General features: G+C 66.5%; 18 protein-coding genes and 3 pseudogenes. 11 read left to right on the forward strand and 10 right to left on the reverse strand.

Going from position 1 to position 24,508, the window contains the following annotated elements:
• Positions 1–65 precede the first annotated feature (65 nt).
• From FDZ84_RS23730 to FDZ84_RS23740, 3 genes are read left to right on the forward strand one after another with little or no spacing between them, the layout of a single operon-like run.
• Complete coding sequence (locus FDZ84_RS23730) at positions 66–1,250, forward strand: acyl-CoA dehydrogenase family protein (RefSeq protein ID WP_168587696.1); 1,185 nt, start codon at positions 66–68, stop codon at positions 1,248–1,250.
• Positions 1,243–2,208, forward strand: a complete 966-nt coding sequence (locus FDZ84_RS23735; protein ID WP_168587697.1) for a CoA ester lyase — start codon at positions 1,243–1,245, stop codon at positions 2,206–2,208. The genes FDZ84_RS23730 and FDZ84_RS23735 overlap by 8 nt, the downstream gene beginning before the upstream one ends.
• The gene (locus FDZ84_RS23740; RefSeq protein WP_168587698.1) at positions 2,208–2,708 is read left to right on the forward strand and encodes a MaoC family dehydratase; all 501 of its coding nucleotides are present in this window, start codon (positions 2,208–2,210) and stop codon (positions 2,706–2,708) included. The genes FDZ84_RS23735 and FDZ84_RS23740 overlap by 1 nt, the downstream gene beginning before the upstream one ends.
• An 84-nt stretch (positions 2,709–2,792) precedes the next feature.
• On the opposite strand, the gene FDZ84_RS23745 is transcribed toward FDZ84_RS23740, so the two are convergent.
• From FDZ84_RS23745 to FDZ84_RS23755, 3 genes are read right to left on the reverse strand one after another with little or no spacing between them, the layout of a single operon-like run.
• Positions 2,793–3,680 (reverse strand): DUF6282 family protein, encoded by an 888-nt coding sequence (locus tag FDZ84_RS23745; protein WP_168587699.1) that lies wholly within the window; start codon positions 3,678–3,680, stop codon positions 2,793–2,795.
• A 55-nt stretch (positions 3,681–3,735) separates the two neighbouring features.
• Complete coding sequence (locus tag FDZ84_RS23750) at positions 3,736–4,488, reverse strand: HpcH/HpaI aldolase/citrate lyase family protein (RefSeq protein ID WP_168587700.1); 753 nt, start codon at positions 4,486–4,488, stop codon at positions 3,736–3,738.
• On the reverse strand, positions 4,485–5,396 hold the full coding sequence (locus FDZ84_RS23755) for a hypothetical protein (RefSeq protein ID WP_168587701.1): 912 nt from the start codon (positions 5,394–5,396) through the stop codon (positions 4,485–4,487). The genes FDZ84_RS23750 and FDZ84_RS23755 overlap by 4 nt, the downstream gene beginning before the upstream one ends.
• Positions 5,397–5,661: 265 nt before the next feature.
• On the opposite strand from FDZ84_RS23755, the gene FDZ84_RS23760 reads away from it, so the two are divergent.
• From FDZ84_RS23760 to FDZ84_RS23770, 3 genes are all read left to right on the forward strand, one after another.
• Positions 5,662–6,459, forward strand: a complete 798-nt coding sequence (locus tag FDZ84_RS23760; RefSeq protein WP_168587702.1) for an IclR family transcriptional regulator — start codon at positions 5,662–5,664, stop codon at positions 6,457–6,459.
• Positions 6,460–6,565: 106 nt separating this feature from the next.
• A complete protein-coding gene (locus FDZ84_RS23765) occupies positions 6,566–7,933 on the forward strand; it encodes an MFS transporter (RefSeq protein WP_246868373.1) in 1,368 nt (455 codons plus the stop codon).
• Positions 7,930–8,307 carry an acetyl-coenzyme A synthetase N-terminal domain-containing protein gene (locus FDZ84_RS23770; RefSeq protein ID WP_168587703.1) on the forward strand — a complete coding sequence of 126 codons (378 nt, stop codon included), beginning with the start codon at positions 7,930–7,932 and terminating at the stop codon, positions 8,305–8,307. Before FDZ84_RS23765 ends, FDZ84_RS23770 begins: the two co-directional genes overlap by 4 nt.
• A 366-nt stretch (positions 8,308–8,673) precedes the next feature.
• Here FDZ84_RS23770 and FDZ84_RS23775 read toward each other — a convergent pair whose 3' ends face one another.
• The 6 genes and pseudogenes from FDZ84_RS23775 to FDZ84_RS23790 all read right to left on the reverse strand — a co-directional run.
• Positions 8,674–9,030, reverse strand: coding sequence for a DDE-type integrase/transposase/recombinase (locus FDZ84_RS23775; protein WP_246869216.1), 357 nt, complete (start codon positions 9,028–9,030; stop codon positions 8,674–8,676).
• Position 9,031: 1 nt separating this feature from the next.
• Positions 9,032–9,424: a hypothetical protein gene (locus FDZ84_RS39200; RefSeq protein WP_246868374.1), complete on the reverse strand. Its 393-nt coding sequence runs from the start codon at positions 9,422–9,424 to the stop codon at positions 9,032–9,034.
• The gene (locus FDZ84_RS23780) at positions 9,421–9,855 is read right to left on the reverse strand and encodes a transposase (RefSeq protein ID WP_168587705.1); all 435 of its coding nucleotides are present in this window, start codon (positions 9,853–9,855) and stop codon (positions 9,421–9,423) included. The genes FDZ84_RS39200 and FDZ84_RS23780 overlap by 4 nt, the downstream gene beginning before the upstream one ends.
• The gene (locus tag FDZ84_RS23785) at positions 9,839–18,559 is read right to left on the reverse strand and encodes a hypothetical protein (protein ID WP_168584120.1); all 8,721 of its coding nucleotides are present in this window, start codon (positions 18,557–18,559) and stop codon (positions 9,839–9,841) included. The genes FDZ84_RS23780 and FDZ84_RS23785 overlap by 17 nt, the downstream gene beginning before the upstream one ends.
• Before the next feature lie 351 nt (positions 18,560–18,910).
• A complete protein-coding gene (locus FDZ84_RS37915) occupies positions 18,911–19,222 on the reverse strand; it encodes a hypothetical protein (RefSeq protein ID WP_210435070.1) in 312 nt (103 codons plus the stop codon).
• A gap of 335 nt (positions 19,223–19,557) precedes the next feature.
• Positions 19,558–19,767 (reverse strand): annotated as a pseudogene (locus FDZ84_RS23790) (transposase); the annotation flags it as partial.
• Between the two features lie 77 nt (positions 19,768–19,844).
• Between FDZ84_RS23790 and FDZ84_RS23795 the strand changes: the two are divergent.
• Positions 19,845–20,300, forward strand: coding sequence for a DUF6262 family protein (locus FDZ84_RS23795; protein WP_168587706.1), 456 nt, complete (start codon positions 19,845–19,847; stop codon positions 20,298–20,300).
• Between the two features lie 97 nt (positions 20,301–20,397).
• Here FDZ84_RS23795 and FDZ84_RS23800 read toward each other — a convergent pair.
• Positions 20,398–20,643 (reverse strand): annotated as a pseudogene (locus FDZ84_RS23800) (transposase); the annotation flags it as partial.
• Between the two features lie 130 nt (positions 20,644–20,773).
• On the opposite strand from FDZ84_RS23800, the pseudogene FDZ84_RS40900 reads away from it, so the two are divergent.
• The 4 genes and pseudogenes from FDZ84_RS40900 to FDZ84_RS23815 all read left to right on the forward strand — a co-directional run.
• Positions 20,774–20,941 (forward strand): annotated as a pseudogene (locus tag FDZ84_RS40900) (integrase); the annotation flags it as partial.
• Between the two features lie 396 nt (positions 20,942–21,337).
• The gene (locus FDZ84_RS37920) at positions 21,338–21,652 is read left to right on the forward strand and encodes a hypothetical protein (protein WP_210435823.1); all 315 of its coding nucleotides are present in this window, start codon (positions 21,338–21,340) and stop codon (positions 21,650–21,652) included.
• On the forward strand, positions 21,649–22,929 hold the full coding sequence (locus tag FDZ84_RS23810) for a site-specific integrase (protein WP_246868375.1): 1,281 nt from the start codon (positions 21,649–21,651) through the stop codon (positions 22,927–22,929). The genes FDZ84_RS37920 and FDZ84_RS23810 overlap by 4 nt, the downstream gene beginning before the upstream one ends.
• Positions 22,930–22,954: 25 nt before the next feature.
• Positions 22,955–24,424, forward strand: coding sequence for a site-specific integrase (locus FDZ84_RS23815; protein ID WP_168587708.1), 1,470 nt, complete (start codon positions 22,955–22,957; stop codon positions 24,422–24,424).
• Positions 24,425–24,508 lie beyond the last annotated feature (84 nt).

A 24,508-nucleotide genomic window follows, 5' to 3' on the forward strand; every position in this document is an offset into this window, starting at 1 on the left:
TGAAAGACACCGCCTCACCGCACAGCGACACATCACGCCGTTCGACGGCGCAGATTGGAGTGGTCATGACAGCACCGGAGCAGGCCGACGGCCGCCCGGCTCCCTTCCTCACCGAGGACAGACTCGCGATCCAAGCGATGGCCCGCGACTTCGCGATGACGGAGGTACTGCCCGTCGCGAACGAGCTCGACCCGGTCCACGGCGAGATCCCGATGGAGCTGCGGGCGAAGATGGCCGAGCTTGGCTTCTTCGGGATTCTCATCCCGGAGAAGTACGGCGGGCTCGGACTCGGGCTGAGCGAGTACGCAATCATCGTCGAGGAGCTGGCGCGCGCCTGGATGAGCGTGGCCAGCCTGATCGCCCGAGGCCAACAGTTCACCGCTGGCTTCGACGCCGAGCAGCGGAAGCGCTACCTGCCGGCCATGGCGCGTGGGGAGTTCCTCAGCGCGTTCGCGCTCTCCGAGGCCGAAGCGGGATCCGATGTCGCCAATCTGAGCTGCCGGGCGACACCGGATGGCGACGGCTGGCGCATCAACGGCCAGAAGATGTGGTGCACCTTCGCCGACGGTTCGGATTACCTGCAGGTCTTCGCGCGCACCCAGCCCGTCGACACCGCCCACCGTTCCCGCGGCGTGACCTGCTTCCTCATGCCCAAGGAGCGGGGCACTCTCCCCGAGGGCGTCACGGGCACACCGGTCCGCAAGATCGGCTACCACGGCTGGAAGACCTGGGAGCTCGCCTTCGACGACGCCTACGTGAGCGAGATCGTCGGTGAGCAGGGCAAGGGCTTCCGGATCGCCATGGGGGACCTCGACACCGCCCGCATCCACACGGCCGCCCGTGCAATCGGGCTCGCCCGAGGCGCTCTAGAGGACTCCATCAGCTACGTCGGCGAGCGGGTCCAGTTCGGCCGCCCCATCGGCGTCAACCAGAGCCTGCGGTTCAAGATCGCGGACATGGCGGCGCAGGTCGAGGCCGCCCGAGCGTTGATGTACCAAGTCTGCACCGAGGTCGACGCCGGTCGCCCCAGCCCCGTGCAGGCCTCGATGGTCAAGCTCGTGGCCTCCGAGATGGCCGAGCGGGTCACCAGCGAGGGCCTGCAGATCCACGGCGGCGCCGGCTATACCACCGACTTCCCCGCTGAGCGCTACTGGCGCGACGCCCGACTGACCAAGATCTTCGAAGGTACCTCCGAGATCCAGATGAGGATCATCTCCGACGCACTGCTGGGGAGGGCCGACCGTGCCTGAAACCTACCGTCCCCGCCGATCCTGCCTCGCCGTCCCGGGTTCGAGCCCGAAGATGATTGACAAGGCCCGGGGGTTGGCCGTCGATCAGGTGTTCCTCGACCTGGAGGACGCCTGCGCCCCGCTGGAGAAGCCGGGCGCCCGCAAGAACATCACCGCCGCGTTCACCGAGGGCGGCTGGGAGGGTAAGACTCGTGTCGTGCGGGTCAACGACCTGTCCACCCAGTGGGCGTACCGCGACGTCATCGAGGTCGTCGAAGGTGCCGGCGCTGACCTGGACTGCATCATGCTGCCCAAGGTTCAGACCGCCGCCCACGTCGTCTGGCTCGACGTGCTGCTCACACAGATCGAGGCCGCTACAGGGCTTGAGTCCGGCCGGATCGGAATCGAAGCCCAGATCGAGGACGCGCGCGGCCTGCAGAACGTCGACGCGATCGCCGAGGCCTCACCCCGGCTGGAGACCATCATCTTCGGACCCGCGGACTTCATGGCCAGCACGAACATGCGCGGGTTCGTCGTCGGTGACCAACCACTGGGCTATGACATCGGCGACGCCTTCCACTACCCCCTCGCGCGCATCCTGATGGCCGCACGGGCGAACGGGCTGCAGGCCATCGACGGCCCCTACGTCCAGATCCGCGACAAAGCAGGTTTCCGCAAGGTCGCAGGCCGCTCCGCCGCCCTCGGCTACGACGGCAAATGGGTGCTGCACCCTGGCCAGGTGGACGCGGCGAACGCGGTCTTCAGCCCTCGCCAGGAGGACTACGACCACGCCGAGAACATTCTCGACGCCTACGCCTGGTCCACCTCCGAGGCGGGCGGCGCCCGGGGTGCGGTCATGCTCGGAGACGAGATGATCGACGAGGCATCCCGGAAGATGGCTCTTGTGATCGCCGGTCAAGGACGCGTGGCAGGGATGACACGCCAGGACGTGTGGCAGCGACCCGAGGCGGGTGCCTAATGCAGTTCGGACGCTGCCTGGAGGAGTTCGAGATCGGGGCGGTCTACAAGCACTGGCCCGGTAAGACGGTCACTGAGTACGACGATCACCTCTTCTGCCTCCTCACGATGAACCACCATCCCGCCCACCTCGACACGCACTACGCCGAGAACACCACGCAGTTCAAGCAGAACATCGTCGTGGGCAACTACGTCTACTCGCTGCTGCTCGGAATGTCGGTCGCCGACGTGTCCGGCAAGGCCATCGCGAACCTCGAAGTGGAATCACTGCGGCACATCGCCCCGACTTTCCACGGCGACACCCTCTACGGCGAGACAGAGGTGCTGGCGGTGACCCCGTCTCGCTCCAAGGACGACCGCGGGGTGGTCCACGTCGAAACTCGCGGGTACAAGCAGGACGGCACCGTCGTCTGCGTGTTTCGGCGAAAAGTGCTCGTGCCGACTCGGGCCGCCCAGACTGAGCATGGCGAACAACCTGGCCGTCCGGCACCGCGGCCGTGACATCGGGCGGTGCCGGTCGCCCGGCACCGCCCGATGCCACGGCCGGCGATTCGGCTCGCTGTCGCGCTAGGGGCTAGTCGAGGGCTAGTCGGTGAGGGACAGCAGGTCGCGGGGGTTGTCGTGGACGATGCGACGGAGGTCCTTCTCGGGCAGACCGAGGTCGAGCAGGGCTTCGGCGACGCGGCGGAAGGCGTCGACCGGACGGGGGAAGCCGGCTTGGCCGAGGTCGGAGCCGATCAGGGTGTTCTCCGGGCCGAGCGCGGAAATCCACTCCATCAGCTGCTCGACGGGCCAGCGCATCTTCGCCCCCGGGTCGTACATGTGCAGCTCGTGCTCGATCAGCGCGCCGCCCTCGATGTAGCTGGAGCACTGCCGCGGGTCCGCCCCGATGACGAAGTCGGGATGGGAGACCACGAAGTTGCGGACACCCCGCTCCCGTGCGGCGGCGAAGCAGGCGCTGATGTCGTCCGGGTGGAGGTGGCCGCCGTTGAGGACGGCGTCGTGCTCGGCGATCAAATCGAAGATCGGCCCGAGCTCCGGCACGACCTCCCTGTCCCGGACCACCTCGATCCGCTCGGCGGTGAGTTTCACGGTTGGGGTGGGGAAGCCGAGGTTCTCGGCGTGACAGTCGATATGCCGCCCGGAGGACACGGTCGGCAGGTAGACGACTTTGCCGCCGAGCCCGAGGCAGAGTTGGACCTGCGCGAGGTTCAGCCCGCCGACGGTCGAGTTCAGCGCGACGGCGCCGATCACCTCGGTCGGGATGTCCGCCAGCAGCGGGCGCTGGGCGAGCACGTCCATCTGGGTGTTGTGGTGGTGGCACTTGGCGACCAGTGCGCGCATCCGGAGCCGCTCCCAGCCGTCCCGCGCGCCGCTCGCGTGGTCGAATTCGCGTGGCATCGGGGAGGGCCCGGAGTGGCAGTGCATGTCGATGAGCCCGTCGAGGACCTGGTCGATCGCGTTCGTGGTCATGGTCGTTCCTGTCCGATCTCGCCGGTGGCCGGCGGTGAAGGGTGTTCGGGGGGAGTCAGCGACCGCGGGCCTCGGCCACGACGGTGCGTGCGGCCTGGCCGAGCAGCGACGCGTCGTTGGCGATCAGCACGAAGTCGTGCTGCCGGGGGAGTTCGCGGGCCGCGGCGGCCGAGGCGACGGCGGTACCGAGCGGGAGCCTCAGTTCTTCAGCGGCGCTCGCGACGTCGTCGAGCAAGGCGGTGAACTCTGGCGATCCGGCGTCGAGTCCGGTGGCCACGGCGAGGTCGGCGGGCCCGACGAAGAGCGCGGCGAGCCCGTGGACCGCTCCGATCTCGCGGACGGCCTCGATCGCCTCGCGGCTCTCCAGCTGGGGGATCACGGCGATCTCCTCGCCCGAGGCGCGGTAGCTGGGAACGTCGGCGCCCCAGACACCGGCGCGGACGGTCGGGCCGTAGCCGCGGGTGCCGTGGGGTGTGAACCGTCCGGCGGAGACGACAGCGCGGGCGTCTGCCACGGTGTCGACGTGCGGGACGAGCACCCCTGCGGATCCGGAGTCGAGGACCCGGGAGATCGTCGAGGGAGTCCGGTCCGGTACGCGGACCAGGGTCGGGAGGCCGCAGCCGCGGGCTGTACCGAGCAGCTGGTGGACGGTGAGCACGTCGAGTGGTGAGTGCTCCATGTCGATGACGAGGAAGTCGAACCCGGCGTGGGCGAGCAGCTCGACGACGTCGACGGTGGGCAGCTTGACCCATGTGCCGAACGCGGTCCGGTCGAGCGAAATGAGCAACTCGTGGAACGAGGTGGTCACGACTGCTCCGGGACGGGGTACTCGGCTGCGTTGATCACCCAGCCTGGGGTCGCGGAGAAGTCGTGGCGTGGCGGGCAGAAGATGTCGATCAGTTGGTTGCGGACCTGGCTCACCGACTGGCTGGTATGCACGGACGGCGGCGGGATGATCGCGACCGACGGGCTGGCGACGTGGACGTGCTCGTCGTCGCGCCAGTCGGCCATGTCGGGGGTCCAGGGATTGCGGATGTGGTGCACGTACTGCCCATCGACGGCGAGCGAGCACTGCTCGAAGTCGTCGTGGTGGTGCGGGGAGAGCTTCGCGGGATCGCGGGGACCGAAGTCCGGGTCGAACAGGTTGACCATGAAGGTGCTGCAGCGGAACAGACGGCCGAACCGGCCCTTAACGTAGGGGTGCTCGGCGGCGGGGTACACGCGCAGCGCGTGCCTGTCGACCGGATCGGGCCAGGGCGCGAACGGGGCCACGTTGGTGTGCGGCTCGGCGTAGTCGGCGTGGTTGCGGCAGCGGGCCAACAGTTCCGGCGAGGCGGCGGAGAACAAGCGCACGACCGCGGTGTCCGAACTGACTTCGACGCGACTGTCCCCAGGCGGGACGACCACCATCGCGGCGCCCTGGACGGAGGCCTCTTCCTGGCTCACGGTGAGCTTGGCCAACGCCGTGTCGTGGGGGAACAGGACGACGTACTCGTCCGGCTGCTTGACCCGCTCCAATGTCTCCCCTGCCCGCGCGTGGGTGTACGCGAGCGCGAAGTTCTGTCCCCGCACCCACCACGTACGGCTTCCCCCGTCGCTGATCTCGTCCGGCTTCGCGACGGTGAAGTCGACATACTGCGCGGGCGCGTTCGGCTCTGCCGCTCGTGCCGGAGCGGCGGCGAGTCGGCTGCGCGGATCGTCGGGTCCGTAGGCCATGTTCGGTCTCCTCAGTCCTGGGGCTGAGCACGACGGTCGATACGTCGGAGGAGAAGGCGCGAAGGTGGCGAAACCGTGACGTCGTCCTCGACGATGTTCACATCGTGCAAGAGCATGTTCGTTTTGTGAACAGCTGGAGCGTGGCATGGAACGGGCCTTTAGGCAAGACGCTTAGCTGGTGCGAATCGATTGCTCACGCCTTGCCGAACCACGATGCAGGCTCTACCGTATGGTGAACAATGAGTTCGCATGACGAAGGACAGAGATGACAGAGTCGTCAGGGCGGCGGGCGGACACCTCGCAGGGAGACATCCAGGCGGTGACCCGCGCCAGCCAGATCCTCGGGCTGTTCCGGCCGGACCGTCCGCTGCTGACGGTGGTCGACGCTGCGGCGGAGTTGGGTCTGAACCGCAGCACAACCCACCGCTACTTCGCCTCGCTGGTATCGGCAGGCCTGTTGGAGCGTAGCCGCGACGGTTCAGCGTTCGTCCCGGGCGGGCTGCTGGTCCAGCTCGGAGCATTCGCCCTCGGTAGGCGAGCCGTCGTAGATCTCGCCCCACCACATCTCGTCGCACTGGCCCGCAGGACCCGGCTGTCCTCGGCGTTGAGCCTGTGGGGTGCCAGCGGTCCTGTCGTCGCGCGGGTAGAGGAGGACAACAGCAACCCTGTCGTCGTGTCCGTGAGAATCGGGCATCAACTTCCGGTGGACTCCGCGCAGTGCAAGGTGTTCCTGGCCTTCATGGCCGATCAACTGCGCGCCGACCGCCTCGTGTCGTCCGTCGCCGGAGCCGAACGACGCCGACTCGCCGAGAGCGTCGACCAGGCTCGCGAGACGGGCCTCGCCTCCACACACATCCTCGACTCCGATATCACCGCCGTTGGAGCGCCGATCTTCGACGAGTCGGGGATCTGCGCCACCATGGCGATCATCGGCACGGCACGGACCCTGCCCGTGCACACCTCCGGCCCAGCCTGGCGAGACCTCGCGAGCGCCGCGTACGAGCTCAGCAAGGAGCTCGGCGGTGAGCACCACTTCCCCCGGGGCTTCACAGCCCTGCTCTGATCTCGCTCTCCTCGTAGTCTCCATCGCCGTCGTGCGACGGCGTCATTCACCTTCCGCGCGCAGCGTTGCCGCCAGACGGAAACGCCTGGTCCACTTCGGAGAGACCATGACCGAGACCGCTCACACCCCTCAACAGGACTCGCCGGCGTCTAACGCCATCGACGCGATGAACCGCCGACGTGCCCTAATCGGTGGTATCGTCGGCTACTTCGTCGACCAGTTCGACATCTACCTACCAGTGATTGTCCTAGCGCCGGCCATGAGCTACTTCGTGCCCAAAGACCTCGATGCCGGCACAGGGGTGATCATCGCCGCCTTCGTCTTCACGGCCACGCTTATCGGCCGTCCGGTCGGTGCCGCGATCTTCGGGGTGATCGCAGACCGCACCGGCCGACGGAAGGCGACGATCATCGCGATCGCCGGTATCGCGGTCACGACTTTGCTCATCGGTCTGTTGCCGGGCTACGCAAGCGTCGGGCTCTGGGGCATCAGCCTCCTGATCCTGTTGCGCCTGGTGGATGGGATCTTCCTGGGCGGGGAGTACACCGCGGCGATCCCGCTTGCCATGGAATGGACACCGAGGCTGCGGCGAGGCCTTGCCAGCGGCCTGATCACCATGACGTCACCGGGTGCGCTCTGCCTGATCTCGGCGCTGACCCTGCTATTGCTGCAGATCTTCCCGGCGGGCGCACCGGACTCCCCGTACGCCGTCTGGGGTTGGCGAATCCCCTTCGTCATCGGGGCAGCGCTCGCGGCTGCCTTCCTCGTTTACTTCATTCGTCAGGTGCCGGAGTCGGAGGCGTGGGAGAACGCGGAGCCGGGGGCCAAGCGGGTGTCGCCACTGCGCCAGCTGTTCACTGGGACCAATCGACGCAGCCTGGCGCAGGTGTTCGTGCTCATGACCGGAATGTGGATCGCCCTGAACATCTCCGCCTCGGTCCTCCCTGGCCTGACGTCGAAGGTTGCCGGACTCACTGCCACACAACTGACGATCGCTCTGATCGTCGCCTCCGGAGTCAGCACTGTCACCTACCCCCTGGCGGGCCTGCTAAGCCAGCGCATAGGGCGCAGACCGTTCTACATCGGCGTCGGGCTTCTCGTCGCCGTCGTGGGTGGCGGGGCTACCGCCATGCTCGCCGGCGCCACAGATCCGAGCTTCGGACTCGCGGTCCTGCTGCTGACCGTGGCCTTCGCCGTCGGCATCCTCACCTTCGGCCCGATCGCCGCCTATACGACCGAACGCTTCCCGGCCTCATTGCGGTCCACCGGCTACGGCATCGGTTACAGCCTCGCGCTGATCATCCCGGCCTTCTACGCCTACTACCTCGTTGGGCTCGGCGCTCTCTTCAGCCCCACCTACGCGTCGGCCATCCTAATGGGGATCGGCGGACTGCTCGTAAGCCTGGGGGCGTTCCTCGGGCCGGAGACCCGGGACGTCGACATGGGTGCCCCCGAGACGGCCGACCCGTCGTGAGCCCCGTGGAAGCCCTGAGCAACACCGAGGTCCTCTGGACGCCTTCGCCCGAGCGGGCGCAGGCCAGCGCGATCGCCGAGTTCGCCCGGTGGGTGGGCGAGCACCGGGGCGTCGAGCTGCCGTCGGACACGGACTACGCGGCGCTGCACGCCTGGTCAGTGGCCGACCTGGAGGGTTTCTGGTCGGCGGTCGCGGAGTTCTTTGGGGTGCGGTGGCGGTCGGAGCCGCCCGCGGTGCTGGGCTCGCGGGCGATGCCGGGCGCGGAGTGGTTCCCGGGCGGGTCCCTGAACTACGCCGACACACCCTGGCTGGGGCGAGGACGCCGATCGTGCCGTGGTGTTTCGTCCGCGAGGACGGCCTGGAGCGGACGCTGACCCGGGGTGAGCTGCGGGACCAGGTCGCCCAGGCGCGCGGGCCTGGGCGCGGCGGGCGTCGGGACGGGGACCGGGTCGTCGCGTTGTGGCAGTACCGACGAGCCGCCTGATACCGATCAGCAAAAACCCCACGTCAGCCCCGTGCGCCGGATTTTGGCACGGTACAAGTCCGACCCGATAAATGACCGTCCGGCCTTCGGGCTCTCCGCAGTTGGCCGGAAACTGTAACTGCTCGCATACCCTCCGGATGCGACCAGACACCGGTCTTGCCGGGAACTTGTGCCGGACAGCGCTCTGACGTGCGCAGACTGGGCCGAGACCCTTCGGGATCAGGCGATAGGGCGATCACTGGCTGTGTCGTCCCGACTACGACTTCCGGCAAGCTGCGAAGAGCCGGAAATCGGGCATGTACTTCATTGTTTTGAACTGGGCTTCGGAGTAGGGGTTGTCGTTGGAGGTGCGGGGGCGGGAATGAGACCGCAGGACACCGAGGTCCACCAGGAGTTCGGAGACCGGTTTGGACACCATCGCCCCGCCGCGGTCGGCGTGAATCGTGTGCGGTTCGGCCCCGTTTCGGGCGATGGCCTCGGCGAGGAAATCCTTGGCCACAATCGCGTCTTCAGCTGCGGCGACCAGCCACCCGGTCACGTAGCGGGAGAAAATGTCCATGACGACGTAGCACTTGTACCAGATTCCTTTTACTGGTCCTTTCAGTGCGGTGATGTCACACCTCGCTTGGGCCGTGCGCGGCCAGTTCCGGGCGTGTCCGGGGCGGGTGGGTGGCCTGGCGGCGGCGTTCGCGGACCTGGCCGGCGTCGCGGGCGACCCGGTACATCGTGGCCACCGAGCAGTGGTAGCGGCCTTCGTCCAGCTCACGGGCCCAGACCTGTGGGATCGCCAGGTCCGCGTAGCGGGGGCTGGTCAACAGGTCCAGCACGGCAGCCCGTTCGGTATCGGTCAGCGCCGCCGGCGGCGGGGTGCGAGGCCGCCACGGGCCGTGCATGGGGCCTTGCGGATTGACCCGCCGGTAATGGGTGGCCCGGGAGATCCCGGTGAGCTCGCAGGATTTCCGCACCGAAATCGCCGCGGCGCGGAGTTCGGTGAACGCGGTCGTCATGATGTCTTCGGCGGCTCGTCGTTCTCCGCGCTCCCGGAGAGTCCTTCCAGAAGCGCGCGCGCTTTTCCCATGATGTCCAACGCGATCCGGGTTTTCGACAGGTCGGACTTCAGTTTCTCGTTTTCGCGGCGTAGTTTCTCCAGTTCGAGTTGCTCGGCGGTTTTCTTCGGGCGTTTCGGTGGCGTCCCGGCATCGGCGGACCGGGCGGTGAGGACACCGGCGTCACGGGCTCGTGTCCATTCGATGACATGGGAGGAATACAGGCCTTCCCGCCGCAGGATCGCGCCTTTCTCCCCGTTCGGGGCGTTCTCGTACTCGGCGACGATCGCCAGTTTGTACTCCGGGCTGAACACCCGCCGCGAAGGCCGCGGTGCCGGATCGGCACCCGGTGGCGTCGAGGAGCCAGACTGGTCATCAGATGGTGTGGACACGGACACAAGGATCCGCCAGGACCTTCTCGGCCTGCCACCGCAACGATTCCTGTGCGAGCGCACTGAGCGTGCTGAAGACCGGCTTCGACTGTTCCGCCTCGCGCCGCAGGTCCTCGCGGGTCCACCCAAGGCCGTCCGGACTGACCGCGGATTCCGCAGGATCGCGCACGAGCGGGCCCGGCTCGATCCAGATGTCCACCCGCGTCGGCCCTTCGGCGTGCAAAAACTGCGGTGGCGCGATCAGTCCGGCGTCATTGACCCCGAAACGGGATTCGCGGGGGCGGTCATGCTGTGCAAGGTCAAGCATGCTTTCCAGGCCCTGCGCGACGATAAAGAAGTCTTGACCGGCTTGCGATGCGCCATTGGCCTTTCTGTCGAGATTGCCGCGCACGACGTAGCGGGCGCGGGGCCGGCGTCCCTCCCTTGTTGCATCGACGGCCTTGCGCGCCACCGGGAACAAGGCGTAACGGTTGTGCACCCGCGTCCGGGAATCCTCGCGGATGGTCAGGTTCGCGTCGGCTGGGGCACCCGCCAGCCCGGGGTCGGTGCGGGCATGGGCGAGTTGGGTCTCGTAGTCGCGCTTGGCCTGCCACCATTTGTGTTCGGCGTGCCGTGTACGTGTGTCCGCCTCGTCCCAGGCCTGCTGCGTTGTCTGCATGTGGGCCTGGGCTTCCGGCAGCTCCTCACGATCGGCCCGCTGTCGGACTTGCGTGGCCTGGGACAGGTGGACACGTGCGGCGCGTTGCTGGTCGCTCGCGGAGGTCCATTCCTGGTCCCGCTTGGCGAATTCCTTCGTCGCGGCCACCAACCCGGCCGGAAGCTCGCCGCTGCGGTCGCTGCGGCGGATCACATAACCGGCCTCGAACGTGGCGCTGACGCCGGCTCGCCGTTTGCCGAAGCTGTGCTCAGCGGGGGTGGCGAGCATGCGGAACTCCGCGCCGTGCAGCCAGGTGCTGGTGATGTCCTTCAACGGAGAGTCAAGGCTCTCCTGGGAAATCGTTTCGCGGGCCGTCTCTGATTTTGTGTGGTGTTCGGTTTCGGTTTTGGATTCGTGCCCGCCACGGGAAATGAGCGGAATGTTCCAGTCACCCACCTGGCCGAACTCGTGGCGGCCTTCCTCGTAGGTCTTCGCACCCTCGGGATGCAACACGCCGCTGGCGAACAACGGTGTGGCGAGAACGGCATGCCCGCTGGCCGAGCCGGCTTGGTGCTCGTCGGGCGAACGGTTGGTCGCCGAGCCATCCAGCATGATTCGCCCGCTGGTCGAGGAGAGCGCGCCCCGATCCGGAATCTTGAGATACAGGTCGAGGTTCACGCCCAGCCCGGGCGGCAGCTCGACCGGCACAGGGATGTGTTCCGGATCTGTCAACGGGCAGAGCAGCGCCTCCAAGCGGTGCGGGGTGAACCACGCCCGCAAGCTCCGGCGCGCCTCCGCGGTCACCGAGCCCCCCGCGGAGGTGATCGCATGCTCGGCGGCGGCGATCAGGTCCTCGACACGCCCGCGGAACTCCACCGCCCGGAACTCCTTGGCACCGGGCAGAACCTCGGCGTCGTGGTCGGTCTTCCAGCGCTGGATGGCCTCGTCCGTCGCCTGCGATGCCGTCAGATCGGTGATCTCGGCCGCACGGGACCGCTGGGCCAAATCCTCGGGCAGGGTGTCCTCGACCGCCGTGCTCACCCCGACGGTGCGAACGTCCGGGGCTTCGGCGATCCGTTCCCCGTGGCGCTCGATGCGAACGTCGAAGATCACCTCGGCGCGGTGCGAAGCCAGCGCACCGGAGACCGTCTCGGAACTCGTGTAACTCGTTGTCGGGGTCTGCGTGCGGCTACGGACCTGCTTCAGCCATTCAGCGACGTGGAGGATTCCCAGGCCCAGCCTGCCGAATCCCGGCCCGTGCTGCGGGATCGATTCGCTGCCCGCCGGCCCGGCTGTCCCCGGGGAATCTGTCCCGCGCAGCAGGACACCCGGGATCGCGCCCGTCATGACTTCGAGGAGGACCCTGCTGGCACTGCGGATCTTGCTTGCGGTGATGGACGCCACGCTGGCCGTCGCAAGCCCGCCGTGCTTGATCCCGTCGGCCTCCGGCTCACCCAGAAGTTCGGCCCCCACGTGCAGTTCGTAGGTGTGGCCCCGCCAGCGGCCTTCCCACCGCAATTGGGTGCCCGCCCCCCCGTTGTCGAGATCGCCGAGCTTGGCCTGCACGTTGGACAGGAAATGCCCGGCCGTGCGGTCGTTGCCTAGAGGGGTGTCCTGCGGGAAAACCGGCAGCAGCCCCTCGGCCGCCTCACGACCCAGTCGCTGGGAAATCTGCTCGCGCAGCAACGGAATCCGGTCACTTAGATCCACCGGTTCGGTGACCCCCCGGCTCCAGGACGGGGTGGCCAGCGTGTGCCCGGCGGGAACCTTCGCCACATCCTTAGGCGCCTCCAGCAATCCGGCGGGAACCTTCGCCACATCCTTAGGCGCCTCCAGCAATCCGGTGGACGTCACCACCGGTTCCTTGCCGGCTTCGTGTGCTCGCTGCGCCTGAAGCTCGGCCTGCCTGGTCTTGATCTCCTGCAGCTGACGGTCGTCCACCAACACCGTCGCCGATTCAGGCAGCGTGAACCGCTCAGCGGAGCGGGCGGGCGGCTTGCCCTTGAACAACCCGATTTTGTCGATCTTGCCGACGGTCTTGACCTCGGCGCCGACGGTGGCCTCGAGGTCCACCGTGACCAGGTGGAGTTCCCGCGGTTTGCCCGTCTCCGACCGGGTGCGGCCGCTGTCGGTCGTATGTCCCCGTTCCCGCCGGTAGCTACCCGACCCCGGGGACAACTCTTGCATGAGCACACCGGATATGACGCCGGTGTGATCATCCACCGCGGCCATCGCGGGCTCGATGGAGTTCATCCAGGAGAAGGTGCCGGACTTGCTGCTGCCGGTGGTGCGTCCTCCGGTCACCGACCGAGTCGGCTGCTCCCAGATCTTGACCGGATTACCGTCACCATCCAGCACCGGCACGGGGTTTTTCATCATGAACGAAAACTCGACCACACCATGCTGATCCTGGCGGCGTTTCTCCACCGACAGCCCATCCACCCGGAACTTCTTACTGAAAGCACGCGCGGTCGCCCGCACCGCGTGAAGCGAGATCCCGCGATCGATCAGGTTCCCATTACCGCCCAGTTCCCACACCGAATGCCCGGAAAGAGCCCGGAGCTGCCGATACGCCGATTCCCGAAGATGTTTCAGACCATGCAAGGACACCACCGGCATACCATCGAAAACCCGGGACAGGCCCTGCCGCATCGTCTCCTCGTCATAGGACACCACGGTGTGCTCAACGGGTGTGACGGCAGCGGAACGCAACTGCTCCAACTGGGCTTTGAACTGGTCGGCCTGCCACGCAGGCAGTTCCACGACGATGTCGGTCTCCACCACACCAGCACCCCGGCCCTCCTCCAGGGCCGAGGCATCCACAATCGGCAACTTCTCAACCGTCGGCGTGTACATCCCCGGCCTGCCGATCGTCACGCCCTTGACCAGTTGGTTCCATTCCTGCCAGTGCGTCCCCGACACCGTGTACCGCACCCGGTAGGCCAGCCGCTTGCGGGGTTGCGCACCCATTCCACCGGTCGCGGTCGGCTGCATCCCCCGATCACCGCCGAAGGACAATGAAATGTCCTCCCCCACGTGCGAGGACGTGCCCCGTTCGAAACCGAACTTGTGGTAGCTGGTGACCAGGGAGAAATTGCCGGCCAACAGCGTGTAGACGCGGGCCACAAAACCGACCCCGGCCCGCCACGTCACGCCCCTGCTGTGCTTGGCCGACTCCGATTCGGAGATCCGCACCCCCGTATCGGTCTCGCCGACCGCACCCAGATCCCGGACCTCGGCCACCTCCGCGGTCACCTTCAGTGACACGTGATAGTCGTGTCCCCGACCGTGCTCGACCATCTCGATCGACGCGGCCTGATCGGTGAGCATGTCCTCGACCACCCGCGGGGACGACAAATGGGTGCCCGCCAGCGCACCGTCGATCTCATTGCCCCGCGCCAGCTGCTCCTGGGCCTTGCCCGGGATTCCCTTGACCAGCTTGGGATCACCGAAATCGATCACGAGATCGGTGTCCCGCCACGCCCACCGGTGATGCCCCGGAACCTTATGCGCCGAGTCCCGAAGGATCCTGGCCAGCTTCGCCCCCGCACCACTGGATGCCAGCGCCATGCGAGTGATACCGGCCACGCCATTCGGGTCTGGCTGGCCGTCCTCGCCCAGCAAACCGGCTTCCCGCGCGGACTCCGACGGCGTCCAGTGCACGCCATCGATGGCGTCATGGAACGTGATCGGGGAGGACCGACCCGGCAACCGGACCTGCAAGTCGTACACAGTGTGGTAGCGCACGATCTGGACCGTGCGGGACGCGGTGTCGTCGGCCTTCGCCGAGGTCGTGAACTCCTGGTCACGGCTACGGCCGGCACCGGCCGCGGCAAAAGGCCCCGCCGCCGCGGTGACCATCCCGACGTCCACACCGGGCCCGGAGGCCCCCGAGCCCTCACCCGCACGCCCCGAACCATGCACGTTCACCGCGTCAGCGCCCCCGGCGGAAGCCGACTCCCACCGCGCGTTGTCCATCGTCTCCAGGTAGCCGACCCGCTTGGCCACGGCCCGCATCTGCACACCCTGGGAACGGCTGGAGAACAAACGCCTGAACCAGTTGCCCGAGCGCAGCGGCGTCTCCAACGTCACCCAGCCCCGGCCGGCGGCGGCCGCGTGCTCGCTCACCCGCATCTCCGGCAGCAGCCGCTCGACATTGCCCTGGCTCACAAACTCCTGCAGGGCTTCCCGCGAGTCCTCATCCAGCGACCCAAGCTGGGCGGCCACCTGATCATAGATCCCCGGCGGCTCCCCGGATCTCGTCGTCTTCGCCGGCAAGGGCTTGCCCCGATACCAACCGCGTGTCGACCCCCGGACCGTCGCCCCCTCCAACACCGAAACAGGCAACTCACCCGGCATCGGCACAACGCGTGCACGCGTCATGGGCTGCAAACCCTCGGGCACGCTCAACGTGGTGCCCACCGGGCCGGCGTCAGGACGATCACGCCCACCGACGATCGTGACAGGACCAGTGCTGTGCCCGTCCGCATCAACCCGCGACACCCGGAACGTCACCGGCACGAACACCGGCCTCGCCCCGGCGTATTCACTGTCACCGCCCGGCGTTGCACGCTCCGGCAACGCGATACGCACCGACTGACCGTGCGTGTCGGTGTGGCTCGTGGCGCGGTGGGAAGCCAAACCAGTCGGCAGCTCCATAGCACCCAAAGCGAAAAGGCCCGGCACGGCGGGCATGAAGAAAATCTGCCGGTAACGCGGCCGATGACTGAACGCATTCGACGCCCCCGCCTTATGATCGGCTGTCCAGGTGGCCGACTGCTCGGTAGCGTTTCCCTCCACCGCTTCGCTGCCTCGCCAATCGAACTTGGCCTGCACCAGCACCCGCACACCACCGACCTTGAACTTCCTGCCCCCACGACGCAAGCTGCGGATCTCGTTGAGCACGGCATGCTCCACCGCGTCGATGCCGACCGGCTCGGTACCCTCAGGCACCAAACCCCGCACGGCCTCGACCACCCGATCCGCACCCACCGTCTGGACGATCTGCGGCGCCGTGCCCAGCCAATCGCTCCGGCGGAGATCACGGGGAATCCGCAATCGGGAACCGTCCTGACGGGCATCGACACCGTCAACCCGCTCCCGAACACCGGCCGTCTCATCCGGCGGTTTGCTGTCATGGGAGGAATCACCGGGCGCTGCGACCCCATCCGTCCGCTCCGACGGTTCGGTCGGGTCGGTCAGGACCGTTCGATCACTCTGCCCCGTTCGATCAGCGGAATCCACCAAACTGCCGCTATCAGTATCCGAACCGGACGAAACCCAGAGCGACCGGGCCCCATTGTCAGCGGAGTCATCCTGGTTCCTCCCCACACCAGGCCAGGTCTGACTGCGTCGCGGACCGTTCTCACCAGCGGAGACAGCATCATCGTCCACAACGGACTCCACGGCACGCACTGGGCTCCGGGACGGCCCGTCTTCGCCCAAGCGCCGAAGCCGCGTCAGGCTCTCCTCGAACTTCGCGAAATCGCTCTCGGCGTCATCGGTCACCTCATCCAACACATGCGCATTGGCAGCGGATGTGCCAGGGCTCGGCTCGGCGCCTGGTTCCGGACTCGGGCTCCCGAACGTCCTCGCATCCCAACCACCGTCCAACGACCGAGCACCTTCACCGCTGACAGAGCCGCTTTCGCCCCGCCACCAGTCAAACCGCTCCTCGGACACCGGACTCGGGCGCCCGAACGTCCCCGCATCGCAATCAATACTCTTGGTGTCATCCACCACACTGGACGCTGATACTCGCTCCTCAGACCGACTGGTGCGGCCCGGGCTTTCAGTGCGCTCGCCCCGCGTCGTGTCCGCCCCGACACCGCGTGTGGTGGTCGCCGCGAGCTGTGCGTCCCCGGCCACCGGCCTAGCCGATCCGTCCGGACCGAATACCGTCCACTGCGGCTCGCGCCCACCCTGTTCCGAGGTCATCGCGACAACGTTCCGCCCCATACCCTGTGCCAGAGCCGAACCCTGACCAGGGGACACCACCGCACCCGCATTCGGATTGCCCTGGGACACCAGCACCACAGGACCACCCCTGGAATCCTTGACACCGCCCTGCACGAACTCCGCCAGCCCGCCACGAGCAACCACATCCGTGGGCACCGGCACCCGCACCGTGTCCGCTGGCAGGCCCGAAGGCAATACCGCCGCCGGGTTCTGTGGCAGGTACGGCGCCGTCGGCGACCCCTCCGCCGACGGTGTCGCCGAATCCGGCGACACCACAGCAACATCCTGGCGATGCGAAACCATTTGCCCGGCAAGGAAGTCCACACCGGAATTCCCATGGCGGCCGGTCATCCCCTTCGCCAACAAAGCACCTGCGGGAACACCACCGTCGGAGTCCACAACAGACACGGACCTGCCAGTCTCCGGCAGCGTGGTATCCGCGGCGGCACCAAAAGCATGTGGGGTCACGGCCGGTGAGTCCGCTGTCGGCAAGGTAGGCACCTCAAGCGGCCGGTTCCCAGGCGCATCCACACCATGCACCCCGGGCACCGGATCGCCACCGGCAACCGGACGGTACGCCGGCGGCGGTGCGCCCGGCTGGTCCTGCCCGGAACCCGCTACCTCATCGGAATGTGCCGGCGGCGGTGCGCCTGGCCGGTCCTGCCCGGAACCGGGCACCACCGGGACACCACGAGCGGCCTTCCCGCCCGGCATGCTGCCCTCGGCACCCCCTTTACGGTCCGTGCCTCCCCGACCGTCCTTACCCGCCATGTCACCAAAGGCCGGACCGGCACCGGAGACCACCAGCCCATCACCAGAAGACACCGGCACAGCAGCCGAATCCACCGACCCGGTATCCGATCCCGAGATAACAGAATGCACATCCGAGCCATCCGAGAAGTCGGACGTGCTGTCCTTGCCCGGGGAACCAGGGAAATCCCCTGTCTGCGACCTGGACCCTATCCCCAGTAGCGGGGTTTTCTCGTCGGACCCGCCACCGTCGGTGGTGGTGTCCGCACCCCGGCCGGTGCCCTCGAGGTATGGGCTCGGGCCTTCCGGGTGCAGCTTGCCCCGCAACGCCAAACCCGCCAGAGTGCCCACACCGCTGAACACCGTCTCGAACCCACCCGCCGACAACGAATACGGATTCCAGGTCAACGGCCCACCCTGCAACAACTGATAAAACGCTTCCCCGAAAAGCTCCGACAACGAGCCAGCCACCGCGTCCCCCACGCTATGCCCGAACCGCGCCAGCCACATCGTCCCCACCGACATCCCCGCATAGTTATCCAGGCTCTTGCCCACCGCGTCCGCGAACTTCGCCATCGCCGACACCGGATACAACTCCGCGTGCTCGGCCACCGCTTTCTTCGCCGCCGCCTCCAGAATCGCCGCGTCCACGTCATCGCCCAGGCCCTTCACCAGGACCTTCGTCAACATGTTGCTGACCAGACCGCCCAGCGCCGACAACGGCAGCGCCACCAACGCCGAGAACGCCCCCATCCCCGCCGCCTGCTCGGTCAGCGTCCTATCCCACTTCTCAGCCGATTTCTCACCCAGCATCTGCAGCTGGGCCGGCACGTCCGGCAGCACGTTGAAGACCACACCACCAGCCGCCATCATCGCCAACCGCATGAACAACTGCCCCCACCACGTCGTCAACAAAAACCGCGTCACCGCCATCCGCGCCGCCAGCCACAACAGCGACGCACCAGCGGTTGCCCCCGCAAACTGCATCGCCCACGCCATCTCTATCCACAGCAATTGCAAGCTATAAATCGTCACCAACTTCAGATACCGCACCTGCTGCGACGTCTTCCGCACGAACGCCGCTAAATCCAGTAACCCCGCCTGGCCCGAGGACAACAACCCATCAAAAATCCCCAACCCGTCCGCGAACCGGTCCGCCGCTTTCCCTGAAAACTCCGTCCGCACCTTCCCCACCAACTCCGCCACCAACGCCCGCACCTCACCCAGCCCTGCCGCACCCGACTCCAACATCTCCGCCACCGCGAACAACGCACCCTCATCCGCATCCGTCATATCCTCACCGGTCAACACCTGGAAAAGCCGCCGCACCTCCTCCGGCACCATGATCGACGAAAACATCACAACCACCCGGCCCCAGTGCCGCCACAACCCAGAACAGCACCAGCAGACACCGGAATCAGGCCTCCCACTCCACTGGATGCCCGCACCGTGATCCACGAGCGCGGTAACACTGCTTCCAAGGCGAAAACGGATAGTGCACGCTCCCAGCAGCAACGACTAACGTCAAAGCCACCGAACCGGCGAACCTCTGCCCCAACGCCATCGACCAAGCCCACACCGCCACAGAGACCGGCCTGGAACACGTCGGCAACCGCCACCAACCGTGCCTCTCCTTCCTTGGCCATGCGGGACTCCCCCCTATGAATCAAGATTACCCCAATAATGAAAGATCCTTAACACACATATCTTTCATGCAATGGCGCCGGGACACCTCACAACAAGGACGGCAAACCGCCGCTTGGCAAGAACAGCATCGGGCGTCTCACTTATCGTCCTGCGTCTCCCGGCTCGCGTGGAAAAGCTCTGCGCGGCGGCCGTGGCCGTGGCCGGAATCACGATGCCTCCACTGCGGTACGGCAGATGGCCGATTACAGTCTTGGCCGATGCCCGCGTCAGGCATAGCCTGAATGCGTCGCTGCGCTCGCCAGTATGGCCGACGAACAGCCTTGTGATGACCCAATCATCCACCGCGCCATCGAGAGCTCGTTCCGCGCCGAACAAGCAACCTTCTAGATGTGTGCGCAGCCAACGGATCTGCCGCGAGGTGAAGCCCCCATTACCCGTCATTCTTCCGACCCAAGATGATCATCTTCCCATCCCACTGTCCAACTGAGACAATAGTTCCAGTATGACGGCACAACAGGAGACGCGAACATGAACAACAGCCACAACTGCCCGAAAGCCGACGGCCATTGCCCAAAGTTCGCGACGACAGGAACATTTCACGAACCATTTACATGCCGACACCCTAACCCGAAACATACCAACAACTGCTTCACTGCTGCCCGAAAGATCCAGGGGCTGTCAAGTTTTCGGTGTAACTGTTGTTTTCGGTTTTATCGGCGTCCGGCGGACAGGCGTCCGTCGAAGGTGATCTCGAAGGCGTTGAGGGCCTTCTTCCAGCGGTTGGACCAGCGCTTGCGGCCCGTCCCGGTGGGATCAAGACTCATGATTGCGAGATAGACGCACTTCAAGGCAGCCTGCTCGCTGGGGAAGTGGCCGCGAGCGTTCACCGCGCGGCGGATGCGCGCGTTGATGCTCTCGATGGTTATCTGGAGCTTCCGCGCGTGTGTCTTCCATGTGTGCGACGGGTTTGACCCTAACCAGCCGGGGGCTGCTGCCGATGCGTCCTGACAACACCGCCCGGATCATCGCCGCAGCCCAGCGACGCCGCGAACTGACCCGAGCCAAGGCCCTCCAGGCACTGCGCGAACTCGACCGCACCGGCGTGCCGATCACCTTCCAGTCGGTGGCCACAGCAGCCCATGTTTCCCGGTCCTGGCTCTACGCCCAACCCGACATCCGGACCGAGATCCAACGCCTACGGCAGGCAACCCGGAGCGCTCCCGCAGCACCGATTCCCGCAAGCCAGCGCACCTCGGAGAAATCCGCTTTGGCACGACTGGACATCGCCCTCAAACGAAACCGCGAACTCGCCGAAGAAAACCAGCGCCTTCGCCGGCAACTCGCCCGCGCACTCGGTGAGCACCGCCGATCACCACATTCGCGCAACTCCGACGATTCGCCACCAACTCCCGCCAAGCCCCATCGCTCTTCGGTAACGATCGGACCCTGCTGACCACGAGCTAGGAATCTCACGCTGCTGCGTCGACAACACCGTCCTCGACGCAGCAGCCCAGCTCACAGCATTGATCAACTCGAAACCTCCAGATAACGATGGCGTTGGTCGTGCAGATGATCGTGCGGATCTCGGTGTCGAACTGCAAAAACGGCACGAACTCCGCCCACGCGTTGGTCCACAGCCGCACGATCGCCGGGTACCGGGACTCCCACTTCTCGCTGAACTCGGCGAACCGGTCCAGCGCCGCCTGCTCGCTGGGTGCGGTGTAGACCGGCTTGAGGTCCTTGGCGATCGCGCTCCAGTCCTTACGGGAGGCATAACGGAAACTGTTGCGCAGCATCTATTGACTGAACTAGTGGGGGTGTTTTTGCAGTTCAGGGGGTATGTTGCTACGGTCCTGCGCCATGATCGTGTCCGAGGGACAGCCGAGGGATCTGGCGGGGTTGGTCGTGCCGTCGGTGGGCTCGTTGATGGAGACCGGCGATGTGTGGGAGCCGTGGCGGCTGCTTGATCCGCATGGTGCGGTGTTGGTGCCGGTTGCGGAGTTCCTGAAGGATCTGCGGGCGTGTGGGCGGGCGGTGAGCACGCAGCGGTCGTATGCGATGGCTTTGCTGCGGTGGTTCCGGTTCTTATGGGCGGTGGGGGTGTCCTGGGATCAAGCGACCCAGGTTGAGGCCCGCGATTTCTGTTGCTGGATCCAGTTGGTCGATAAACCGGGGGGTTCGCACGGGCATCGGTCCGGTCGGTCGGCGGATGCTGTCGTGGCGGAATCCGTTGTGGTGCAAGGGAAACCGAACTCGGTGACCGGCAAGACATCGCCGGGCCGGAAGTATGCGGCGGCGACGAAAGCACATAGTGAGAGCGTCTTGCGGGGTTTTTACGATTTCCATCGGGATGCCGGTAGCGGGCCGATGGTCAACCCGTTTCCGCTGGCCCGGCGGGGACGGGGTGGTCGCACTCATGCCCATCACAATCCGATGGAGCCGCATCGGCGTGAACGTTCGGGGCAGTATCGGCCGAGGCTGGTGCAGCGGATGCCGCGCAGTATCCCGGATGAGTGGTTCAACGAGCTGTTCGTGCGGTTGTCGTCGCATCGGGACCGGGCGTTGGTGGCGTTGTGGGTCTCGACCGGTGCCAGGGCCTGTGAACTGCTTGGGTCGACCCTGGGTGATACGGATCCGGGGCAGCAGTTGATCACTGTGGTGCGGAAAGGTTCACGGGCGTTGCAGCAGCTGCCTGCCAGTCCGGATGCGTTCGTGTGGTTGCGGCTTTACCAGGAGCCTGCCGCCCGGTCCAGGACCTGCTGGTCCATTACCTCCGCGAACGCCAATCCACAGTGGACTACGTGACCCTGCAGCGTTTGGCCAGCACGCTGGGCAAACTGTTCTGGGCCGATCTGGAACAGCACCATCCCGGTATCGACTCGCTGCGGCTTGCCCCGGAGGTCGCCACGAGCTGGAAACAACGCATCCTCAACCGCGAATCCGGCCTGGGCACGCTGGCCACTGTCCGGGCGTTCTATCTCGACATCGCCCAGTGGGCCATGGAGGACCCGGCCCGGTGGAGTCCGTGGGCGGCCGTCTGCCCGATCCGGGATGAGGACATGTCCCGCAAAAAAGCGCACAGGCAGCGCAAATCGCGGATGGACCAGCGCACCCGCGAACGTCTGCCGGTGCTGCCTGGACTGGTCACCGCGGTGAACACCGAACGTCGCGCCGCCGCCGAACTCCTCCAGGCTGCCCAGGCCACCGAGCCCGGCGAGGTGTTCACCGCGGCCGGGCAGACCCTGCGGCGGCGCATGCTCGCTCGTCCGGACGGTGCTGCCAGAATCTGGGCTGAGGACCCGGCATCCGATGTCCGCCGGGACCTCAGTTTTGAAGAACACCAGTCATTTTGGGCCTGGGCAGCGGTCGAAGTGCTGCGGCACACCGGTTTGCGCATCGAGGAACTCTGCGAGCTGTCCCACCACAGCTTCGTGCAATACACTTTGCCCAGCACGGGTGAGCTGATTCCCTTGCTGCACATCGCCCCGTCCAAGACCGACGCGGAACGCCTGCTGGTCATCAGCCCTGAACTCGCCGACGTGCTCTCAGCGATCATCTGCCGCATCCGCCAGCCAGCAGGATCGGTTCCGCCGGTGGCCGCCTACGACTACCATGAAAAGGTCTGGAACCCGCCGATGCCACTGCTGTTTCAGCGGCACTACGGCGGCGAACGCCGCCCCATCGCCCCGCCGGCCATCCGCCGACTGCTCAACCACGCACTGGCCAAAACCGGTTTCACCGATGCCAGCGGCCAGCTGCTGCGGTTCCTCCCGCACGATTTCCGCCGGATCTTCATCACCGACGCCGTCATGAACGGCATGCCGCCACACATCGCTCAACTGGTGGTCGGTCACCGTGACATCAACACGACCATGGGCTACAAGGCCGTCTATCCCGAAGAAGTGATCAACGGCCACCGGGCGTTCATCGCCCGCCGTCGACAGCTACGTCCCAGCGAAGAATACCGGGCCCCCACCGACGCGGAGTGGGAGGAGTTCCTCGGCCACTTCCAGCGGCGGAAATTGGCCCTGGGCGACTGCGGCCGGGCCTACAGTCTCTATCCGGTTGGCTGTTGTTGTTGAAAGCCGTGGTCCTACCTTCTGGATCATGAAAACTGGCTTGGAGCCGGGTCGGTGGGCGGTCTTCCGCTACGACCTGGACTGCGGGTGGCCCGACGCCATGGACGGAGCGTCCGACTCGGCGGTGGCGGTCGTGCAAGATCTGAAGGACCGCGGGCGGAAGCAAGGACAACCGTTCCTGATCTCGCCGTCGGGTCGGCCGGATGTGCGGATCAACGCGTTCTTCTCCTCGCGGAAGATGGGCAGCAAGTCGCCCTTGACCTGGAGGAAGTACTCGTACTCGCTCGGGCTGTGGCTGAACTTTCTGACCGTGCTGGGCCAGGAGTGGGACACCGCGACCGAAGAGGATGCCGAGTATTTCAAGGAGTGGCGCATCACTGAGGCCGCCAACGCCGAGCGAGTGGCTCCCTCGACCTTCCGAGGTGACCTGGTTGCGTTGCGCAGCTTCTACAAGTGGGCGGCACCCCGGTACGGCGTCGCGGACCCTGTCGCGCTGGCCGACGACTACGACCTGATGCCCCACGGGCCGCGGCAGAAGGACATCAAGTGGCTGGACCCGGCCGGGTGGCGCCGCTGGCGCGACCTCGGCCTGCGGGGCCTGGATGTCGACGGCCGCCCCGATCCCGCTTTCGGAGCCCGCAACGAACAGCGCGACGTCGCCTTCGCCGAAGGCTTGTATGGCACCGGGCTGCGGTTAACCGAGTGGGCCAGCATCCTGGTCTGCGAGCTGCCCGAGGACGACCCCTCCCGGGGCTTCTCCACCCGCTGGCTGGCCAACGCCTGTGCCAAACGTGGATACGGCCACAAGTACTGGATCCCGCGACGCACTCTGCTGGAGGTGCTGTCCTATCTGGAGGGTGCTCGGGCACGGGCGGTGCGTCGCGCCCAGCGGGCGGGCCGCTACGAACGGCTCGGGCGGGTGCGGCTGGTGTTGGACGTCCAGCGCGAGCACTTGGTGGTGTTAGAGCCGGACGGGCGGCAGACCCGGCCAGCGATCGACGCGATCAGCCCGGTCATGCGGCGCCGGTTGTTTTGCCGGACCGCGCAGGGCTTGGAGCCGTTGGCTGTGTGGTTGAACGAGGACGGCCTGCCACGGGTCCCGCATGGCTGGCAGCACACTTTCGACACCGCCAACGCCCGCGTCGACCGCCTGGGCTTCCCGGGGTTGCGGGTCACACCCCATATGGCGCGGCACAGCTTCTGTTTGCGCTGGTACTCGATCGGCAAGTTGGTCTATGAAGCCAAGTTGGAGCACCTGGGCGAGGCCGAGCGCAGGGACTTCCGCGAGCAGTTCGGCGACACCTGGGACCTGGTGGCCACCATGGTCGGGCATCGGAACCCGCAGACCACCAAGGAGCACTATCTGGAGCCGTTCCGGGCGCTGGACATCGAGCTGCTGTTGCAGCATGCGGCGGGCGCGGACTTGCCGGGATTCCTGGCCACCTACCTGGCCCAGCATCCGCGAGTGCGCACTGACCCGTTGCGGGACGCCGGGTGAGCGCCGGTGGCCATGGCCGGCGGGCATCCCTGCCGCCGACGGGGTTCCAGCCTCGACAGCGTCTTCGCGTCGACCAAGGCGTGT

Origin of the sequence: Saccharopolyspora sp. ASAGF58 (assembly GCF_012277335.1) — a bacterium.
In the GTDB taxonomy this organism is placed as follows: Bacteria; Actinomycetota; Actinomycetes; order Mycobacteriales; family Pseudonocardiaceae; genus Saccharopolyspora; species Saccharopolyspora hattusasensis.

Coding starts and splice junctions, on each gene's coding strand:
- FDZ84_RS23740 (WP_168587698.1), top strand. CDS start 2,208: ATGCAGTTCGGACGCTGCCTGGAGGAGTTCGAGATCGGGGCGGTCTAC.
- FDZ84_RS23795 (WP_168587706.1), top strand. CDS start 19,845: ATGCGTCCTGACAACACCGCCCGGATCATCGCCGCAGCCCAGCGACGC.
- FDZ84_RS23760 (WP_168587702.1), top strand. CDS start 5,662: ATGACAGAGTCGTCAGGGCGGCGGGCGGACACCTCGCAGGGAGACATC.
- FDZ84_RS23745 (WP_168587699.1), bottom strand. CDS start 3,680: ATGACCACGAACGCGATCGACCAGGTCCTCGACGGGCTCATCGACATG.
- FDZ84_RS23815 (WP_168587708.1), top strand. CDS start 22,955: ATGAAAACTGGCTTGGAGCCGGGTCGGTGGGCGGTCTTCCGCTACGAC.
- FDZ84_RS23785 (WP_168584120.1), bottom strand. CDS start 18,559: ATGTTTTCGTCGATCATGGTGCCGGAGGAGGTGCGGCGGCTTTTCCAG.
- FDZ84_RS37920 (WP_210435823.1), top strand. CDS start 21,338: ATGCCGCGCAGTATCCCGGATGAGTGGTTCAACGAGCTGTTCGTGCGG.
- FDZ84_RS23730 (WP_168587696.1), top strand. CDS start 66: ATGACAGCACCGGAGCAGGCCGACGGCCGCCCGGCTCCCTTCCTCACC.
- FDZ84_RS39200 (WP_246868374.1), bottom strand. CDS start 9,424: ATGACGACCGCGTTCACCGAACTCCGCGCCGCGGCGATTTCGGTGCGG.
- FDZ84_RS23765 (WP_246868373.1), top strand. CDS start 6,566: ATGACCGAGACCGCTCACACCCCTCAACAGGACTCGCCGGCGTCTAAC.
- FDZ84_RS23755 (WP_168587701.1), bottom strand. CDS start 5,396: ATGGCCTACGGACCCGACGATCCGCGCAGCCGACTCGCCGCCGCTCCG.